General features: G+C 72.3%; 7 protein-coding genes. 4 read left to right on the top strand and 3 right to left on the bottom strand.

All coding sequences use genetic code 11. The features are described from left to right. Positions 1-710 precede the first annotated feature (710 nt). The 4 genes from ACFU5F_RS03350 to ACFU5F_RS03335 all read left to right on the top strand — a co-directional run bounded on the left by ACFU5F_RS03350 (position 711) and on the right by ACFU5F_RS03335 (position 11,326). Positions 711-4,088, top strand: a complete 3,378-nt coding sequence (locus tag ACFU5F_RS03350) for a S8 family serine peptidase (protein WP_383881218.1) — start codon at positions 711-713, stop codon at positions 4,086-4,088. Between the two features lie 87 nt (positions 4,089-4,175). Further along, positions 4,176-5,867, top strand: a complete 1,692-nt coding sequence (locus tag ACFU5F_RS03345; RefSeq protein WP_383881215.1) for a rhamnogalacturonan lyase B N-terminal domain-containing protein — start codon at positions 4,176-4,178, stop codon at positions 5,865-5,867. Positions 5,868-5,976: 109 nt separating this feature from the next. Beyond that, positions 5,977-9,708: a helix-turn-helix domain-containing protein gene (locus ACFU5F_RS03340; RefSeq protein ID WP_383881212.1), complete on the top strand. Its 3,732-nt coding sequence runs from the start codon at positions 5,977-5,979 to the stop codon at positions 9,706-9,708. A gap of 184 nt (positions 9,709-9,892) precedes the next feature. Continuing rightward, complete coding sequence (locus ACFU5F_RS03335; RefSeq protein ID WP_383881209.1) at positions 9,893-11,326, top strand: polysaccharide deacetylase family protein; 1,434 nt, start codon at positions 9,893-9,895, stop codon at positions 11,324-11,326. A 657-nt stretch (positions 11,327-11,983) separates the two neighbouring features. On the opposite strand, the gene ACFU5F_RS03330 is transcribed toward ACFU5F_RS03335, so the two are convergent. From ACFU5F_RS03330 to ACFU5F_RS03320, 3 genes are all read right to left on the bottom strand, one after another. Next, positions 11,984-12,661, bottom strand: coding sequence for a response regulator (locus ACFU5F_RS03330; RefSeq protein WP_383881207.1), 678 nt, complete (start codon positions 12,659-12,661; stop codon positions 11,984-11,986). A gap of 23 nt (positions 12,662-12,684) precedes the next feature. Next, positions 12,685-13,863 carry a sensor histidine kinase gene (locus tag ACFU5F_RS03325; protein WP_383881204.1) on the bottom strand — a complete coding sequence of 393 codons (1,179 nt, stop codon included), beginning with the start codon at positions 13,861-13,863 and terminating at the stop codon, positions 12,685-12,687. Positions 13,864-14,010: 147 nt separating this feature from the next. Further along, positions 14,011-16,206, bottom strand: a complete 2,196-nt coding sequence (locus ACFU5F_RS03320) for an MMPL family transporter (protein ID WP_383881201.1) — start codon at positions 16,204-16,206, stop codon at positions 14,011-14,013. Between the last annotated feature and the right edge of the window lie 162 nt (positions 16,207-16,368).

Raw genomic sequence — 16,368 nt, 5'->3', positions numbered from 1 at the left:
CGACGAGTCCACGACGGTGACTGGACGGCCAGAAGGCGCTCAGCGGGAGAGCCGTCACCGGCCGCACCGCGTCGAAGTACAGTCCGCTGCCGTGGATCGGCGCCGACACGGACATCGTGAAGTGCCCCGACCTCAAGGCGGTGGCCGGCACCGAGGTGGCGTGCCTCGCGAAGGACGGCGACGGCAAGGACCTGTCCGTCCCGGTCACCGTCGTCGAGGCCGACGACTCCAGCACACCTGGACGTTCGAACGCGCCTAGGGCCCTTCTGACGGATCTCCGCGGCGTCGCGACGCCCGGCACGCCCTCTCGCCGCACCGGGCGAAAGCCCCACGTACGTCCAGTACGAGGTCTTCCGCCCGGCACGCCGAGAGCACGCACCGAACACCGCTCCTTCTCCCACGGAGATCCGCCAGAAGGGCCCTGGCGGCGATCGGAACGTCAGGCCGCCTCCGTATTTTTCAGTGCTGGTCAGGGCCTGCTGAACAACTTCCCGACCCTGCAGAGTCGGTGTCGGCCGATGGCACGCCCCCGTGCCCTCGGCTCCTTGGCAGGCGGCCCCGAGTCCCCGTCCCCCCCGGCGGCTCGGGGCCGCCTCTCGCCTCGCGTACGCGACGTCGTACGGACCACGTACCGACCACGGGGAAGGGACCTTCCTTTGCAGAGCGAACACCAGCGGACGAGAAGGCGAAGGCGCGGACAGGGCGGAACGGTGTTCGGCCTGGTCTCCGCGCTCGTCCTGGCCGGCCTCACCGCGACCGTGACAGGCGCTTTCGCGGCACCCTCCGCTCCGGCCGACCCGCCCGCCGGCCCTCCGGGCGGCCCCGACAGGCCCAGCGCGCACGTGACGCTGCTGACCGGTGACACCGTGGCCCTGGACCGCGGTGGCCGGGTGGTCGAGGTGCGGCCGGGCACGGGCCGTGACGGGATCGGGTACTCGGTACGGCGGTTCGCCGGGCACACCTACGTCGTTCCGCGCGACGCGACGAGACTGCTGGGCAGTGGCAGGCTGGACCGCCGCCTGTTCGACGTCACGCAACTGGTCGAGGACGGCTACGACGACGCACATCGGCGGCGGGTCCCGCTGATCGTCTCCTACCAGGGCTCCAGCCGTGCGCAGCAGGGCGCCAGGGATGCCCTCTCGGCGGCCGAGGCGGATGTCACGCACCGGCTGCAGGCCATCCGGGGCGATGCACTGACCGCGGACAAGTCGGACGCGGAGAAGGTGTGGCAGGCGCTGACCGACTCCGCGGGCAGCCGTACCGCCGCGACCACCGCCCCCGGTATCGGCCGGGTGTGGCTGGACGGCCGGGTCAGGACCAGCGCGCGGGACGCCGCCCCGGACCCGCGCGGAGGGGCCGCCCAGATCGGTGCCCCGGCGGCCTGGAAGGCGGGCTACGACGGCCGGGGCGTCAAGGTCGCCGTCCTGGACACCGGCGTCGACGCCACCCACCCGGACCTGAAGGGCAGGATCGCCAGGGCCAAGGACTTCACCGGCTCCGGCTCCGCCGACGACAGGCAGGGCCATGGCACCCATGTCGCGTCCACCATCGCCGGCTCCGGCGCGAAAAGCGGCGGGAAGTACAAAGGCGTGGCGCCCGGGGCGGAACTGCTCGTCGGGAAGGTCCTGGACGACACGGGCTTCGGCGAGGACTCGGACATCATCGCCGGTATGCAGTGGGCCGTGGCGCAGGGCGCCAGGGTCGTGAACATGAGCCTCGGTGACGCCGACATGCCGGGCGTCGACCCCCTGGAGAAGGCCGTCGACGACCTGTCGGCCTCCTCCCGCACCCTGTTCGTGATCGCCGCCGGCAACTCGGGCCCCTCGGACAGCACGCTCGGCTCACCCGGGTCGGCCGCCGCGGCCCTGACGGTGGGAGCCGTCGACCGTGACGACAAGCTCGCCTCCTGGTCCAGCCGCGGCCCCACCGCCGACGGTCGCCTGAAGCCGGACATCGCCGGGCCCGGCGTCGACATCATCGCCGCGAAGGCCGCCCACGGCTCCGAGGGCAACGACGAGGCACCCGGGTACGTGTCGATGTCCGGCACCTCCATGGCCACCCCGCACACGGCCGGTGCCGCCGCCATCCTCGCGCAGCAGCATCCCGGCTGGACCGGCGAGCGGCTCAAGTCCGCTCTCACCGCCTCGGCGAAGACGCTGAGCGGCGTCACCGCCCACGACGTCGGCACCGGCCGGGTCGACCTGACCAGGGCGCTCGACGCCACCGTCGCCGGCGAGCCGACCTCGGTCGACTTCGGCGCTGCGAACCCGTGGCCGCACGACGACGACACCCCGGTCACCCGGACGGTCGGCTATCGCAACGACGGCACCCACCCGGTCACCCTGGATCTGGTCGTCACCGTGAGCGGCCCTGACGGCAAGCCCGCACCGACCGGCATGGTCATCGTGTCGCCCGCCCGGCTGACCGTCCCGCCGGGCGGCACCGCGAACGCGACGATCACGGCCGACACCCGAATCGGCGACGCCGACGGCGTCTACTCCGGCGTCGTCACCGCGACCGGTGACGGGCAGCGCGTGCGCACCGCACTCGCGCTCGACCGGGAGGTCGAGACCCACACGCTGACTCTGGTCACCACCCGCCGGGACGGCAAGCGCGACAACGAGCCCGATGCCCTGGTGGCCGGCCTGGACACGGGCAGGCAGTTCGCCCCCTACGACGACGGCAAGGCACGCAACGGCACGGTCACCCTGCGGCTGCCCAGGGGGCGCTACGCCGTCAACGCCCTGGCCACCGACCCCGCCGACCGCACCGCCCAGCTGGTCGCCCCCCACATCATGCTCGACCACGACACCACCGTCGCCCTCGACGGGCGCAAGGCCAAGCCGGTGAAGGTGACCGCTCCGGACCGCCGGGCCACCCTGCGCGACGGACAGGTCGTGTTCGCCGCCCGCGGCGGCAAGCCGGCCTACGACCTCTCCGTCGCCACCGGCCTCGACACCAAGGGCACCTTCCTCGCCCAGGTCGGCCCGAGCGCTCCCGCGGGCTCCTTCATCGCGCAGGTCGGCGGTGTCTGGCAGCGCACCGCGACCTCACCCGCGTACCACCTGATCACCACCCGTACCGGCGGTTTCTTCGACGGCCTGACCCGTACCTACGCCTCCACACGCGGCATGTCCCGGGTGAACACCTCCGTCGCCACCGCCCTGTCCGGGGCGACGACCGCGCCGAGCACCACGTGGAGCACACCGGGCTGGCCGGCTCTGGACCGGGCGACGTCGCTCCTCGAAGGGCCGCGGCGCGCGGCACCCACCGCGTCGGTCGTGCAGTACCTGTCCACCGACCACCGGCTGCGCTGGATCCTCGGCGCACGGACGCAGAACGGTACGGACGGCGAGGGCCTGGTCGCCTTCGCCACCCCGCGCCGTTTCGAGCCGGACCGTACCTACCGCGTCACCCTGGACAGCGGCGTCCAGGGCCCGATCGTGACCCCCACGCAGCTCGTGGGCGGTCTGCGGATCGGCCGCAGCTACACGGTGTGCGTGCCGATGTTCTCGGACGGGGCCGGCGACTTCTCCTACTCCCGGCAGGTCCAGATACGGACCCGGCTCACCTCCGGCAGCAAGGTCATAGGCGACTTCACGGGGGACACGTGCCCCCACGTGTACTCCAACCTGCGGGCCACGACGGCTCGCTACAAGCTGTCGATCACCGCCGACCGCAGCAAGGGCTACCGGATCAGTGACCACGTCGAGGGCGTGTGGACGTTCACGTCGGCGAACACGCCCGAGACCCGGGTCGTCGTCTGGCCGCTGTCCGTCGTCCGGTTCCACCCGAAACTGAGCCTGACCGGCACGGCCCGAGCGGGCGCCCGCATCACCGTCCCGCTGTCGCTGCAGGGCCCGGCAGCGGCCAAGGGGCACCTGAAGTCGCTGACGGTGAAGGTGTCGTACGACCGCGGACGGACCTGGAAGTCGGTCACCGTGCACGGCATCGCCGACGGCAAGCCTTACCTCACCCTTACCAACCCGAAGAAGCCCGGCACCGTCTCCCTGAGGACAGCGCTCGTCGACACCGCCGGGAACACCTACGACGGCACGATCCGCAACGCCTACCGCACCGCCCGGTAACAGGCGGCACCCCGGCGGTGGTGGCCCGGCCACCACCGCCGCACGCACCACCGCTCGACCAGCTCCTCGCACACGAACGGAACCACCATGCCCGCACACCGCCGCCGGCGTATGACCCGCCGCGATGTCCTGCTCAGAACCGCCGCCGGCGGACTCGTCCTCGGCGGTGGCGCCGCGGTCTCCGGCCCGCTGCTCGCCACCGCCGACGCTGCCGGCGGCACCTTCGGATACCGCGACGACGGGCGGGCCTACGTCATCGACACCGGCGCCGGCCTGGTCCTCAAGATCGACCGCCGCAACGGCGACCTGACCTCCCTGGTCTACCGGGGCACCGAGTACCAGGGCTACGGCAACCGGAACTCACACGTCGAAACCGGTCTGGGCGCCTCGTCGGTGAGCATCCGCAAGGCCGCCGACACCGTCCTGGTCACCGTCGTCCACGGCACGATGCACCACTACTACGCCGCCCGCCGCGGCGAGAACAACGTCTACATGTGGACGAACAAGGCGGACGCCTCCATCACCGCCACCCGCTACATCGTCCGCGTCAGGCCCGGCCTGTTCCCCAACGACGCGCCCGATTCCTGGGACGCGCGCACGGACACCCTGATCGAGGCGCAGGACATCCGCCGCGAACCGAAGGGCAACACCCGCTCCAAGCACTACTCCAACCAGCGCGTCATCGACTACAGCCACGTCGGCTGGAGCGACGGCAAGGTCGGTATGTGGATGGTCCGCAGCAATCACGAGAAGGCGTCCGGCGGACCGTTCTACCGCTCGCTCATGCGTCACCACTACGAGGACGGCGCCGGCCTGTACGAGATCCTCTACTACGGCGAGAACCAGACGGAGCCGATGCGCTTCGGCCTCCAGGGTCCGTACGTCCTCGCCTTCACCGACGGTGGCGCGCCTGCCCGGTCCCTGAGCCACGACGTCATCGACACCTCGTGGGTGGACGGTCTGGGCCTGGTCGGCTGGGTCGGCCGCGGCGGTCGCGGGCGGGTCGCCGGTGTCGGTATCAGTGGTCGCGACGAGGGCACGGTGTACACCGTCGGATTCGCCGCCTCCGACGCCCAGTACTGGGCGAAGACCGACCCGGCCACCGGCCGTTTCCAGTCGCCCTCCATGCTGCCGGGCACGTACAAGCTCACCGTCTACAAGGACGAACTCGCCGTGCACACGGCGTCCGTCACCGTCACGGCCGGGAGGACGACGGCCCTGCACACGATGAGGATCACCGCGGACCCGGGACGGCGGCCCGCGATCTGGCGCGTCGGCGACTGGACCGGCACACCGCGCGGCTTCCGCAACGCCTCCCTGATGACCACGATGCACCCCTCCGACGCCCGGGCCAGACCATGGGCCCCCGGCGTCCACACCGTGGGCTCCTCGTCCCCGGCGGACTTCCCCTGCTACCAGTGGGCGGACATCAACAACAGACGGAAGATCCGTTTCCGGCTGACGCGGGACCAGCTGGCCTCCGGCCACACACTCAACATCGGGATCACCACCGCGTTCGCCAAGGGCAGGCCCCGGATCACGGTCAACGACTGGGTCTCGGCCGTGCCCGCCCCCGCCGCTGAACCCACGACCCGCTCGCTCACCGTCGGCTCCTACCGTGGCAACAACCACACCTACAGCTACGCGATCCCGGCGAGCGCCTGGGTGAGGTCGGCGGACGCCTACCAGGAGCTGACGATCGACATCGTCAGTGGCTCCGGCGGCACCGCCTTCCTCAGCCCCGGAGTGTCGTACGACGTCATCGAGCTGGTGCCCTGAGCCCGATGTGTCCTGGGACTCATCGAGTGGGACGGGATTGCTGCCGGACGGGCGAAAAACGTAAGTTGAGCGCCCGCTCTTGTGTTTGAGGTTCGAAGGGTGTCACCTGGTGGGTCGTCGCGAGAAGCCGGTTGACCCCGACGCCGGTCCGGTGCAGCGCCTCGCGCACGAGCTGCGCCTGCTGAGGGAGAAGGCCGGAAAGCCGCCGTACCGGGAGATGGCGCGGCGGGCCGGCTACTCCACGACCGCGCTGTCGCAGGCAGCGGCCGGTGACCAGCTGCCGACCCCGGCGGTGGTGCGCGCCTACGCGGAAGCACTCGACGCCGACCCCGAGGAGTGGGAGGCCCGCTGGCGGGAGGCGGACACCGAGCTGCGTGCTCCCGCGGCCGACGAGCGCGCGCCGTTCCGAGGTCTGGCCCGCTTCGAACCGGCCGACAGCGACCTGTTCTTCGGCCGGAAGGCCCTGATCGGGGACCTGCTGGACCTGGCCCGCGCACACCGGTTCGCGGCGGTGTTCGGACCCTCCGGCAGCGGCAAGTCCTCGCTGCTGCGCGCCGGGCTCGTCCCGCAGCTGCGGGAGGGCGAGGGCGACGGACGCCCGGCGGTGATCCGGGTCCTCACCCCCGGCGAGCGGCCCGCGCACACCCACGCGAAGGCGCTCGTCCCGAAGGGCGGCGAGTCGGACACCTGGGTGATCGTCGACCAGTTCGAGGAGCTGTTCACCCTCTGCCACGACCGGAAGGAACGGGACCGCTTCCTGGACGCGCTGCTCGTCGCGCGCCGGCCGGAGAGCCGTCTGCGGGTGGTCGTCGCGGTGCGCGGCGACTTCTACGGCCACTGTGCCGAGCACCGGGAGCTCGCGGAGGCGGTCGGGCACGCGAGTCTGCTGGTCGGGCCGATGAGCGCGGACGAGCTCCGCGAGGTCGTCACCGGCCCCGCCGGCACGGCGGGGCTCAACGTGGAACGTGCGCTGACCGCGCGGATCGTCGAGGAGGCCGGAGACCGGCCGGGGGCGCTGCCGATGCTCTCGCACGCGCTGCTGGAGACCTGGCGCCGTCGACGGGGCCGCACGCTGACGCTGGCCGGGTACGAGGAGTCGGGAGGTGTCCGCGGAGCGATCGCCGCCACCGCCGAGCAGGTCTACGGCGGCCTGGACGAGGGTCATGCCCGCAGGGCACGGCGCATCCTGCTCCGGCTGATCGCCCCGGGCGACCGCACGGCCGACACCCGCCGCCCGGCCTCCCGCTCCGAGCTGGGCCCCGGTGCGCCGGACGTCCTGGAGCGCCTTGCCGCTGCCCGCCTGGTCACGCTGGACGGCGACACCGTCGAACTCGCCCACGAGGCCCTGATCACCGGCTGGCCGCGCCTCGCGGGCTGGATCGAGGAGAGCCGGGAGCGGCTGCGCACCCAGCGGAGCCTCGGCGAGGCCGCCCGCGCCTGGGAGGAACTGGACCGTGACACCGGCGCGCTGTACCGGGGGGCACGGCTGGCCCGCGCCGAGGAGCTGTTCGGCACGCGGCGGAAGACGGAGGAGGACGACGACCTCACCGGGCCGGAGCGGGCCTTTCTGACCGCGTCGGCCACGGCCCGTGACACCGAGCGGGACGCCGGGACGCGCGCCGCCCGGCGCACCCGTGCCCTCGCTGTCGGTCTCTGCGTGTTCCTCGTCCTCGCGCTGACCGCGGGACTGGTCGCCTGGCAGCGCGACCGGCTCAGCGAGGAGGAGGCCGCCAAGGCCGCCGCCCGCCGCCTGGCCACCGTCGCCGAGAGCCTGCGCGCCACCGACCCCCGCACCGCGTCCCTGCTCGGCGCCGCCGCGTGGCGGATCGCCCCGCTCACCGAATCCCGCTCGGCCCTGCTGGGCGCGCTCGCGCAGCCGGAACGGGACGCCTTCACCGATCCGCAGACCGGACGGGACGTCGGACGCTTCCTCACCGACCAGGGCCGCACCCTGCTCAGGGTCGACGGCTCCCATGTCACCAGCTGGAGCGTGGCCGAGCACCGCCGCACCGGCAGCTACCACCTGCCGGCCGGCACCGAGGCGTACGGCGCCGGCACCGACGCCCGGTTCCTCCTGCTGACCTCCGCCGACAGCGACATGCTGTGGAACCTCCCCGAGGGGAGGTCCGCCGCCGATCTGGGCGACACGGAGTTCGCTGCGAGCGCGCCCGACGGCGAGGCCTACCTCACCCGGCCGTTCGATCGCCCGGGCCGGCTGGAGGTGCGCCGGACGGACGACGGCCACGTCCTCTTCACCACCGACGCCGCCCGCGTCCTCACCACGGCCGCCCTCGGCCCCGGCGGACACCTGGCCGCGTTCTGCCCCGCCGACGGCCCGCCACAGGTGTGGGACACCGCGCACGGCAAGCGACTGCCCGGCGACTGGGCCACGGCGGACGGAACCGTCTGCGGCACCGGCTCGGGAGCGGACGGCGGGGAGCGCCTGCTGCGCCTCAGCCCGGACGGCAGACGGCTGGCCGCGGTCCATGGCACGGCGGTGACCGTCTGGGACGTCCGGGGTGGACGGGTCGTCGCCGACTTCACCAGCGGTGGCTCCACCGGCTTCACGCAGGCCGATCTCTCTCCCGACGGGGAGTTCCTCGCCACGGCCGACGACCATGAGATCGCCGTATGGGCGCTCGCCTCGGGCGGCGGGCTGGTCTTCCACCGGCCGCTGGCCGGCGCGGAGGTCAGTGCCCTGACATGGGTACCGGACCACGGCCGCCGCAGCCTGCGCTACCTGGACCGCGCCACCGTCAGCAGCCTCGACCTGACCGACCGCCTCACCACCACCTGGCAGAACCCCCCGGCCGACGCCACGCTCCTCGCCCCGGACGGCACCACCCTCGCCACCGTCACCCGCGCCGGCAAGGGCTACCGTCTCGAACTGCGCTCCACCGGCACTCCCGCCGGCCCCGTCCGGCGCACGCTCGGCCCCCTGCCGAGCGCCACCGGCGACGAGACACCTCTTCTCGCCTTCAGCCCGGACGGCCGCGCCCTCGCCGTCGCCGACACCACGTCCTCGGGCGGCTCGCTGAGACAGCGCTACACCCTGTGGAACGTCCGGGACCGCACGGTCCGTACGGTCCTCACCACCTCCGGAGCGGCCGACCGCCCCGTCTCCTCGATCGCTCTGGGACCCGCCGGGCGCATGCTGCTGGCCGCGCGCTCCGCGGGCGGCAGCAGCATGGCGGAGGTCTGGGACACGCGAACCCACCGCACGTCCCGCACCCTGCACGGCCTGTCCGGGCCGGCGTCGGCCGTGCGACCGGACGGACGGCTTCTCGTCGACTCCGGCGACATGTACGCCGACCTCCCCACCGGCAAGGTCTCCGGCTGGGCACTCGCCGACGGCCGGCAGGTCACCGCGCTCGCCTTCACACCCGACGGCACCCGACTCGCCGTCGGTGACACCACCGGGCACGTGACCCTCTGGGACGGCGACCTGCGGCGCACCACAGGCGTCCTGACCGGCACCGCCGACACGGTCCCGAGCGGCCCGACCGAGGCCGTGGGCGCGCTCGCCTTCTCCTCCGACGGCCGCACCCTCGCCGTCGGGGGCTCGGAGGGCACCCTCCGGCTGTGGGACACCGCCGGCCAGCGGATCCTCGGCGGGGACCTGCCCACACCGGGGGACGAGATCCGCTCGCTCGCCTTCAGCCAGGACGACGGCACGCTCTACGCCGCCGGGCCGAACGTGCTGCTGCAACGCCACCGCATCGCCCCCGAAGCGGCCGTCCGCGCCATCTGCGAACGGGCGGGCGGCGGACTGACCCGGCCCCTGTGGCAGAGGTACGTCCCCGACGCGCCGTACCGGCGGATCTGCCCGCCGACGCACTGACCGACAGAGGAACGAGCGCCCGGAGCCGACCACGGAATTGTTCACAGCGACCCGGGGCTCGCTGAAAAACGCCCGTGACCAGCACGATCGGAACACAACGGCCGTCCGCGTCCTCCCACGCGACGGCCGCCCGGCGTCCGGTCCGTGACGCGCGGAAGGTCCCCTCTCCTCAGGTTCTGGTCACATGCGTTCTCGCACCCTGTTCCCCGCCCTCCTGCTGCTCGGCTCGCTCACCTCGGCCTGCGCGATCGGCACCTCCGAGTCTCCGGCCACGGCACCGGACGGCGCCCGGCCCGGCTCGTCACCCGCCCCGGTCCGCACGGTCGACCCGTCGAAGATCAAGGGCCTGGAGATGGTGGGCGACAGCAGCGAGAACAGCTCCTGCCCCTTCTCCACCAGCTACCCGGACGTTCCGGGAGCGGAGGCGATGACGGCCGCGATGAAGAAGGACGTGGAGCAGCGCCTGGCGAGCTTCCGCTCGGGGGCGTGCGAGACGGGCCCCGACGGCGCGGAGAACCGCGAGCTCAACATCAGCCACCAGTTCCTGGTGGCCTCCGGGGACGTGCTCGGCGTCCGCCTCACCACCCAGGACCACAGCTCCGTGACGGACGGACGATCCGACACGGTCTACTGGTACGACGGCAGGGCCGGCGCCCACCGCACACCGCTCGGGCTCGTCGCCGAAGGTTCCCGGGACGCCTTGACCACCGAACTCAAGGAACGGCTCGAAGGACGGGAGGGCGTGGACGCCACCGACCTGGACGACACGTTCTCCGACGTTGCTTCCCGCATCTCCGTTCTGGACGACATGGACTTCACCGCCGACGGCGGGCTGCGGGTGACCTTCGACCGCGGTGAGGCGGGGGTCCCGGCCGCCGGTCGCATCTCGGTGGTCCTGCCCAGGGAGACGATCACCCCGTGGCTGTCCGGCTTCGGCGAGCGCGCCCAGCGGCAGACCATGCGCCCCGGCCCCTCACTCGACCTCGGCGCGCCCCATGAGCCCGCCCCGGCCGTCCCCACCCACACCGCGTCCGGCGACGACGACACCGACTGCAGGAAGGTCACGTGCATCGCCCTGACCTTCGACGACGGACCCGCCGCCCCCGAGACCGCGAACCTGCTGACCCACCTCGCCCGGTACAAGGCCCGCGTCACGTTCTTCACGGTCGGCCAGAACGTCGCCGCCCACCCCGACCTCGTCCGAGCCGAGGCCAGGGCCGGTCACGAGATCGGCAACCACTCCTGGAACCACCCCGACCTCACCAGGCTCACCCCACGCCAGGTCGCCTCCCAGCTCAGCCGCACCAGCGCCGCCATCAGGGCGGCCACCGGCAAGGCGCCCACCCTCTTCCGCCCGCCCTACGGCGCCGTCAACCACACGGTCAAGACCGTGACGACCCTCTCGCCGGTGCTGTGGGACGTCGACACCGAGGACTGGAAGTACCGCGACCCCGCCAGGGTGGCCCGGACCGTCATCGACAAGGCCCAGCCCAACGATGTCGTGCTCCTGCACGACATCCACCCCACCTCGGTCGCGGCCGTCCCCGAGATCCTGCGGACGCTGAGCGCCCGCGGCTACCACTTCGTCACCGTCAGCCATCTGCGCGCCACGCTGTGACCCGTCGTGTCGTGGGTCGCCCGCGCCTGTCGCTCGCGACCCACGCCCTGTTCCCAGGCCCAGGCGGCGATCTCCACCCGGTTACGGGCGTCGATCTTCTGCTGGGCGCAGAAGCGCCGCCGCCCGCGGCGACGCGCCGGGCTCGCCCATGTGGCGAATCACAGCCGTGAGTACCAGCGAGCCACCCGCGGCGAGCAGGGCACGTACCCGCCCGTTCGGCCGACGGGCGGTCCACAACGGTGCCAGGCAGGCGAGCGGGGCCGGACACCATCGTCAGCAAGGTCGGCCAGCGGTGGCCCGGCGCCCCGCCGGCGAACGCGTCCAGCAGCCACAGCAGGCCGAGGAAGATCCACCCTGCAGCGATCGGAGTCCGGCGGAACAATGGAATTTCGGGGTTCTGCCCCGCAGGATACGGAAGCGGTGCGTCCCGACGGACTCGGCGGCCGACGCCCGGCAGGCGCAACCGGCCGTCCGGCCGAGACGGCCGGCCCCCGAGCGCCTGGTGGACGGCATGAACCCGCTGAACACCGCTTCCCCCGCCTCTTGGGGAGGCCGGCCTCACCAAGAGGCCGTGGTTCCGGACGCCGCCCGCAGCAGGGAGACGCTCATCCCGGACACGGGTCGAGCGACGGGGGTGGGCGTCGCGCCCGGCGTCACTCAGCCCGGTCGGTCTCCCGCGCGCACCAGACCGGTCTCGTAGGCGACGACGACCAGCTGCGCCCGGTCGCGGGCGCCGAGTTTGGTCATCGCCCGGTTGGCGTGGGTCTTGACGGTGACCGGGGTGACGAAGAGGCGTTCGGCGATCTCGTCGTTGGACAGGCCGGATCCCACCAGCGTCAGCACTTCCCGCTCCCGCGGAGTCAGCGTGGCCAGCCGCCGGGGGTCGACGAGGTCGCCGGGGGAAGGAGCGGCCAGGACACGGGCGATGAGACCCTTGGTGGCGGCCGGGGACAGCAGCGCCTCGCCGGCCGCCACGAGCCGGACCGCGTCGAGCAGATGCGCCGGCTCGACCCCCTTGCCGAGGAAGCCGCTGGCGCCTGCCCGCAGGGCCTCGACGACGAGTTCGTCCTCCTCGAACGTGGTCAGGACGAGGACCTTGACCCCGGCCAGGTCCTCGTCCTGACCGATCAGCCGCGTGGCCTCGATACCGTCGACCTCGGGCATGCGGATGTCCATCACCACGACCTCGGCGCGCTCCGACCGGGCCAGCCGCACCGCTTCCCGCCCGTTGGCGGCCTCCCCGACGACCTCCATGTCGGGCTGGGCGTCGATGAGTAGGCGGAACGTGCCCCGGAGCAGGGCCTGGTCGTCGGCGAGCAGGACGCGAATGGGCATGGATGAACTTTTCTCACGGAGTGTCAGACAGGGGTGGGGAGCGAGAGCGGCAGTTCGGCGACCACCCGGAAGCCGCCTTCGGGCCGCGGCCCGGCCGTCACGGTACCGCCGATGGCGGTGGCCCGTTCGTGCATTCCCATGAGTCCATGGCCGGTTCCCGCGCCCTTCGGCGCGCCCGGCGGCCCGTCGTCGGTGACGGTGACCCGGAGTGAGTGGACTCCGTGGTCCAGAACCACCGTGGTCCGGGTCGCGGAGGCGTGCTTGTGGGTGTTGGTGAGTGCTTCCTGGACGATCCGGTAGGCGGTCAGTTCGGTCGCGGGCGCCAGAGGCGACGGATCGCCGGTACGGGTCACCCGCACGGAGAGTCCACTTGTCCGGAACCCGCTGACGAGGGCGTCGAGATCGGCGAGGCGGGGGATGGGCGCACGAGAACCGGGCGCGTCGTCATGCTGCCGCAACAGCCCGACGGTGGCCCGCAGTTCGTCCAGCGCCGCCCGGCTGTTGTCCTTGATGTGGGCCAGTGCCTCGTAGGCCTGTTCCGGGTTGGCGCGCATGAGGTGATGGGCAACCCCCGCCTGGGCGTTGACCAGGGTGATGTGGTGGGCGACCACGTCGTGCAGGTCGCGCGCGATGCGTACGCGCTCCTCGGCCACCCGGCGCCGGGCCTCCTCCTCGCGCGTGCGCTCGGCGTGCTCCGCGCGCTCCCTGGCCGCTGCGAGGTGCTGACGGCGGCTGAGGACGGCGCGGCCGATCGCCGTGGCCGCGATCGCGGCGTCGAGGCGCAGCAGGCCGGCTCCGCCCACCAGGGACTCCATGTGCGTGGCCGCGTAGACGCCCGTGATCGCAACGGCCGCGGTGAAGCCGACGATCCATGCGGTGCGTCGACTGCAGTGGAGGGCGAGCGTGTACAGGGCGACCAAGGTCGCCGCCGGGGTCGGCGAGATGTGCGAAGCGACGGCCATCAGCGTGAGGTCGCCCGCCAGGGTGAAGAGGGCCACCCCCAGGGGCCAGCGGCTGCGGAAGGCCAACGGCACGCACGACAGCGCCGTCCACACCACCTCGTCCCAGCGTGGCTCGTGCCAGCCGGAGTCTCCGACGGCGGTCGCCGCGGCGGCGATCAGGATCAGAGGAACCGCGGGCAGCGCGTCTTTGATCCGATCATGACGAGACAGCCAGTGTCGCCACACCATGGGCAGTTCCATTCCCTCACTCTAGGCAGCGCGGGCCGGCGGAAGGCGGGAGGGCCCCACGCTCCGCCGGCCCGCCGTGCGATGCCGGTCTGTCGTGCGGCGCGGCCCGCGTGCGGTGCCGGTCCCGCGTGTGTCGTCGGTCCAACGGGGTGTCGTCGGTCAGGTGGCCAGACCGGCGGCTTCCGGTTCACGCACCGGCTGCCGCGGAGGGGCCGGCTCGTCGGCGGGGCCTTCGACGGACACGTTCGGCAGTGCCCTGTCCAGCCGTCGGGGCAGCCACCAGTTCGCCCTGCCGCACAGGTGCATGAGGGCGGGGACGACGATCATGCGGATCAGCAGGGCGTCCGCGGCGACCGCGACCGCGAGACTGACCCCGAACTCGGAGATCACCCGCATGCCGCCGAACACGAAGGAGCCGAAGACACAGACCATGATGGTGGCGGCCACGGCGATGACCTTGCCGGTCTCGGCCTGCCCGACCCGGATCGCGCGATTGCTGTCCCCGGTGTGGGCCCACTCCTCACGCATCCGGCTGACCAGGAAGACCTGGTAGTCCATGGACAGACCGAACATGATGCCGACGACCAGGATCGGTACGAACGACTCGATCGGACCGGCGGACCCGAGTCCCAGGAGCCCGGCGCCATAGCCGTACTGGAAGACGACCACGATGGCGCCGAAGGCCACGCCGATGCTGAGAATGTTCAGCAGCGCGCCGACCGCCGGAATGAGCAGGCTGCGGAAGGCGACGGCCAGCAGTAGGAAGCCGAGCGCGGCGATCACCAGGACGAAGAGGGGGAGCTTGCCCATCAGGACCGAGGCGAAGTCGTCGTTGCTCGCGGTGACACCGCCGACGTAGACCTTCATCGACGTGCCTCGCTCGGCGCGCGGGATCACGTCGTCACGCAGGTGATGGATCAGGTCGGACGTCGCCGCCGACTGCGGGGAGGTCGTCGGGACCACGGAGACCACACCGACGCTCTGACCGCCCTTCGTGGGCGCGGCGCCGGCACTGGCCACCCCGTCGACCTCACCGAGCGCGGTGACCAGTTGTGCCGCGGCTGCCTTGTCGGTGGAGGTGGGGGCCTGGACGGCCAGGACGAGCGGTCCGTTGAAACCGGGCCCGAAACCGTCCGCGATCATGTCGTACGCCTGGCGGTTCGTCGAGGTCGTGGGCAGGTTGCCGTCGTCGGACGCGCCCAGCCGCAGGGACAGGGTCGGGAACGCGAGTGCCGTCAGTACGGTCAGGGCGACGAGACCCAGCGTCCTGGGCCGGGCCTGGACGCCCTCGGCCCACCGGCTCCACACCCCGGCCCGTCCCGCGGAACGGGTCCACGTCCGTCCGGCCGTCGTCGCGCGCTCCCTGCGGCTGAGGACGCGCGGACCGATCAGTCCGAGCATGGCCGGCAGCAGGGTGAGGGCGGCCAGGACGGTCAGTACCACGGTGACGGCGGCGCCGATCGCCATGCCGTTGATGATGCCGACGTTCAGGGTGAGCATGCCGAGCAGTGCGACGACGACGGTGAGCCCGGCGAACACCACGGCGCGGCCGGAGGTGTTGAGGGACTTGGCGACCGAGTCGGCCACACTCATGCCGGACATGAGGTTGCCCCGGTGCCGGTTGACGATGAAGAGGGCGTAGTCGATGCCCACACCCAGACCGATCAGTGAGCCGAGCGTCAGCGTGGTGTCGGAGAGGGTGATGACGTGGCTGAGCAGGATGACCGTGACCGCCGACGTACCCACGCCGACGATGGCCGTGATGATGGGCAGCGCCGCCACCCACACCGCCCGGAAGACGAACAGCAGGACGATGAAGGCCAGGATGACGCCCATCGCGTCGGCGACGGCGTTCGGCTCCGGGTTGACGGTGAACGCCTGCCCGTTGAGGGCGATGTGCAGGCTGTCCGTCCCCGGTTCGGTGGCCAGGTCCTTCACATGCTCGATCCGGGCGTCCGAGACGTCCTCGTCGAAGGCGACCGTCGCGTAGGCCGTCCTGCCGTCCTCGCTGATCTGCCTCTTGCCCGCGGGTGTGTAGGGGCTGGTCACCGCGGCGACGCCCGGAGCGTCGGCGATGTCCTTCAGCGTGGCGGTCATCGCCTGCTCGGCCGTCGGCTCGGTGACCTTGCCGTCGTTCAGCTGCCAGACCACCCGGCCGCTCTTGCCCGCGGCGCTGTCGGACGCCTGCCGCAACAGGGCCGTGGCCCGGGCCGAGTCGGTGTCCTGGGAGATCGGGCTGTTGCCGAAGGCGCTGCCGGCGGCACCGACCCCGGCGCCCAGGACGAGCAACAGGCCCACCCACACCAGGACGACGGCGAGCCGGTGCCCATGGCACCAGCGGGCGAGAGAGGACATGGGTGTGCCTTTCCAGGGGAATGCAGGTGACCGGGCCGTTGATCACGACCCACCCTCACGCTCGCATTTCCCGGCCCTCGCGTCGTCGGCCGTCCGCAGACATTCCCGTGTACTGCGGACGCAGCAGGTATCCGTGGCGGCATCGGTCCGCGCCCGCCGCGG

Origin of the sequence: Streptomyces sp. NPDC057438 (assembly GCF_042802995.1) — a bacterium.
Lineage (GTDB): Bacteria > Actinomycetota > Actinomycetes > Streptomycetales > Streptomycetaceae > Streptomyces.
Note: the sequence above shows the minus strand (reverse complement) of the source record. Positions and strands in the feature narration are given on the sequence as shown.

What these genes read in the sequence shown, in the direction of transcription:
- ACFU5F_RS03335 (WP_383881209.1), top strand. Translation starts at nt 9,893, where the DNA reads ATGCGTTCTCGCACCCTGTTCCCCGCCCTCCTGCTGCTCGGCTCGCTC.
- ACFU5F_RS03325 (WP_383881204.1), bottom strand. Translation starts at nt 13,863, where the DNA reads ATGGAACTGCCCATGGTGTGGCGACACTGGCTGTCTCGTCATGATCGG.
- ACFU5F_RS03320 (WP_383881201.1), bottom strand. Translation starts at nt 16,206, where the DNA reads ATGTCCTCTCTCGCCCGCTGGTGCCATGGGCACCGGCTCGCCGTCGTC.
- ACFU5F_RS03345 (WP_383881215.1), top strand. Translation starts at nt 4,176, where the DNA reads ATGCCCGCACACCGCCGCCGGCGTATGACCCGCCGCGATGTCCTGCTC.
- ACFU5F_RS03330 (WP_383881207.1), bottom strand. Translation starts at nt 12,661, where the DNA reads ATGCCCATTCGCGTCCTGCTCGCCGACGACCAGGCCCTGCTCCGGGGC.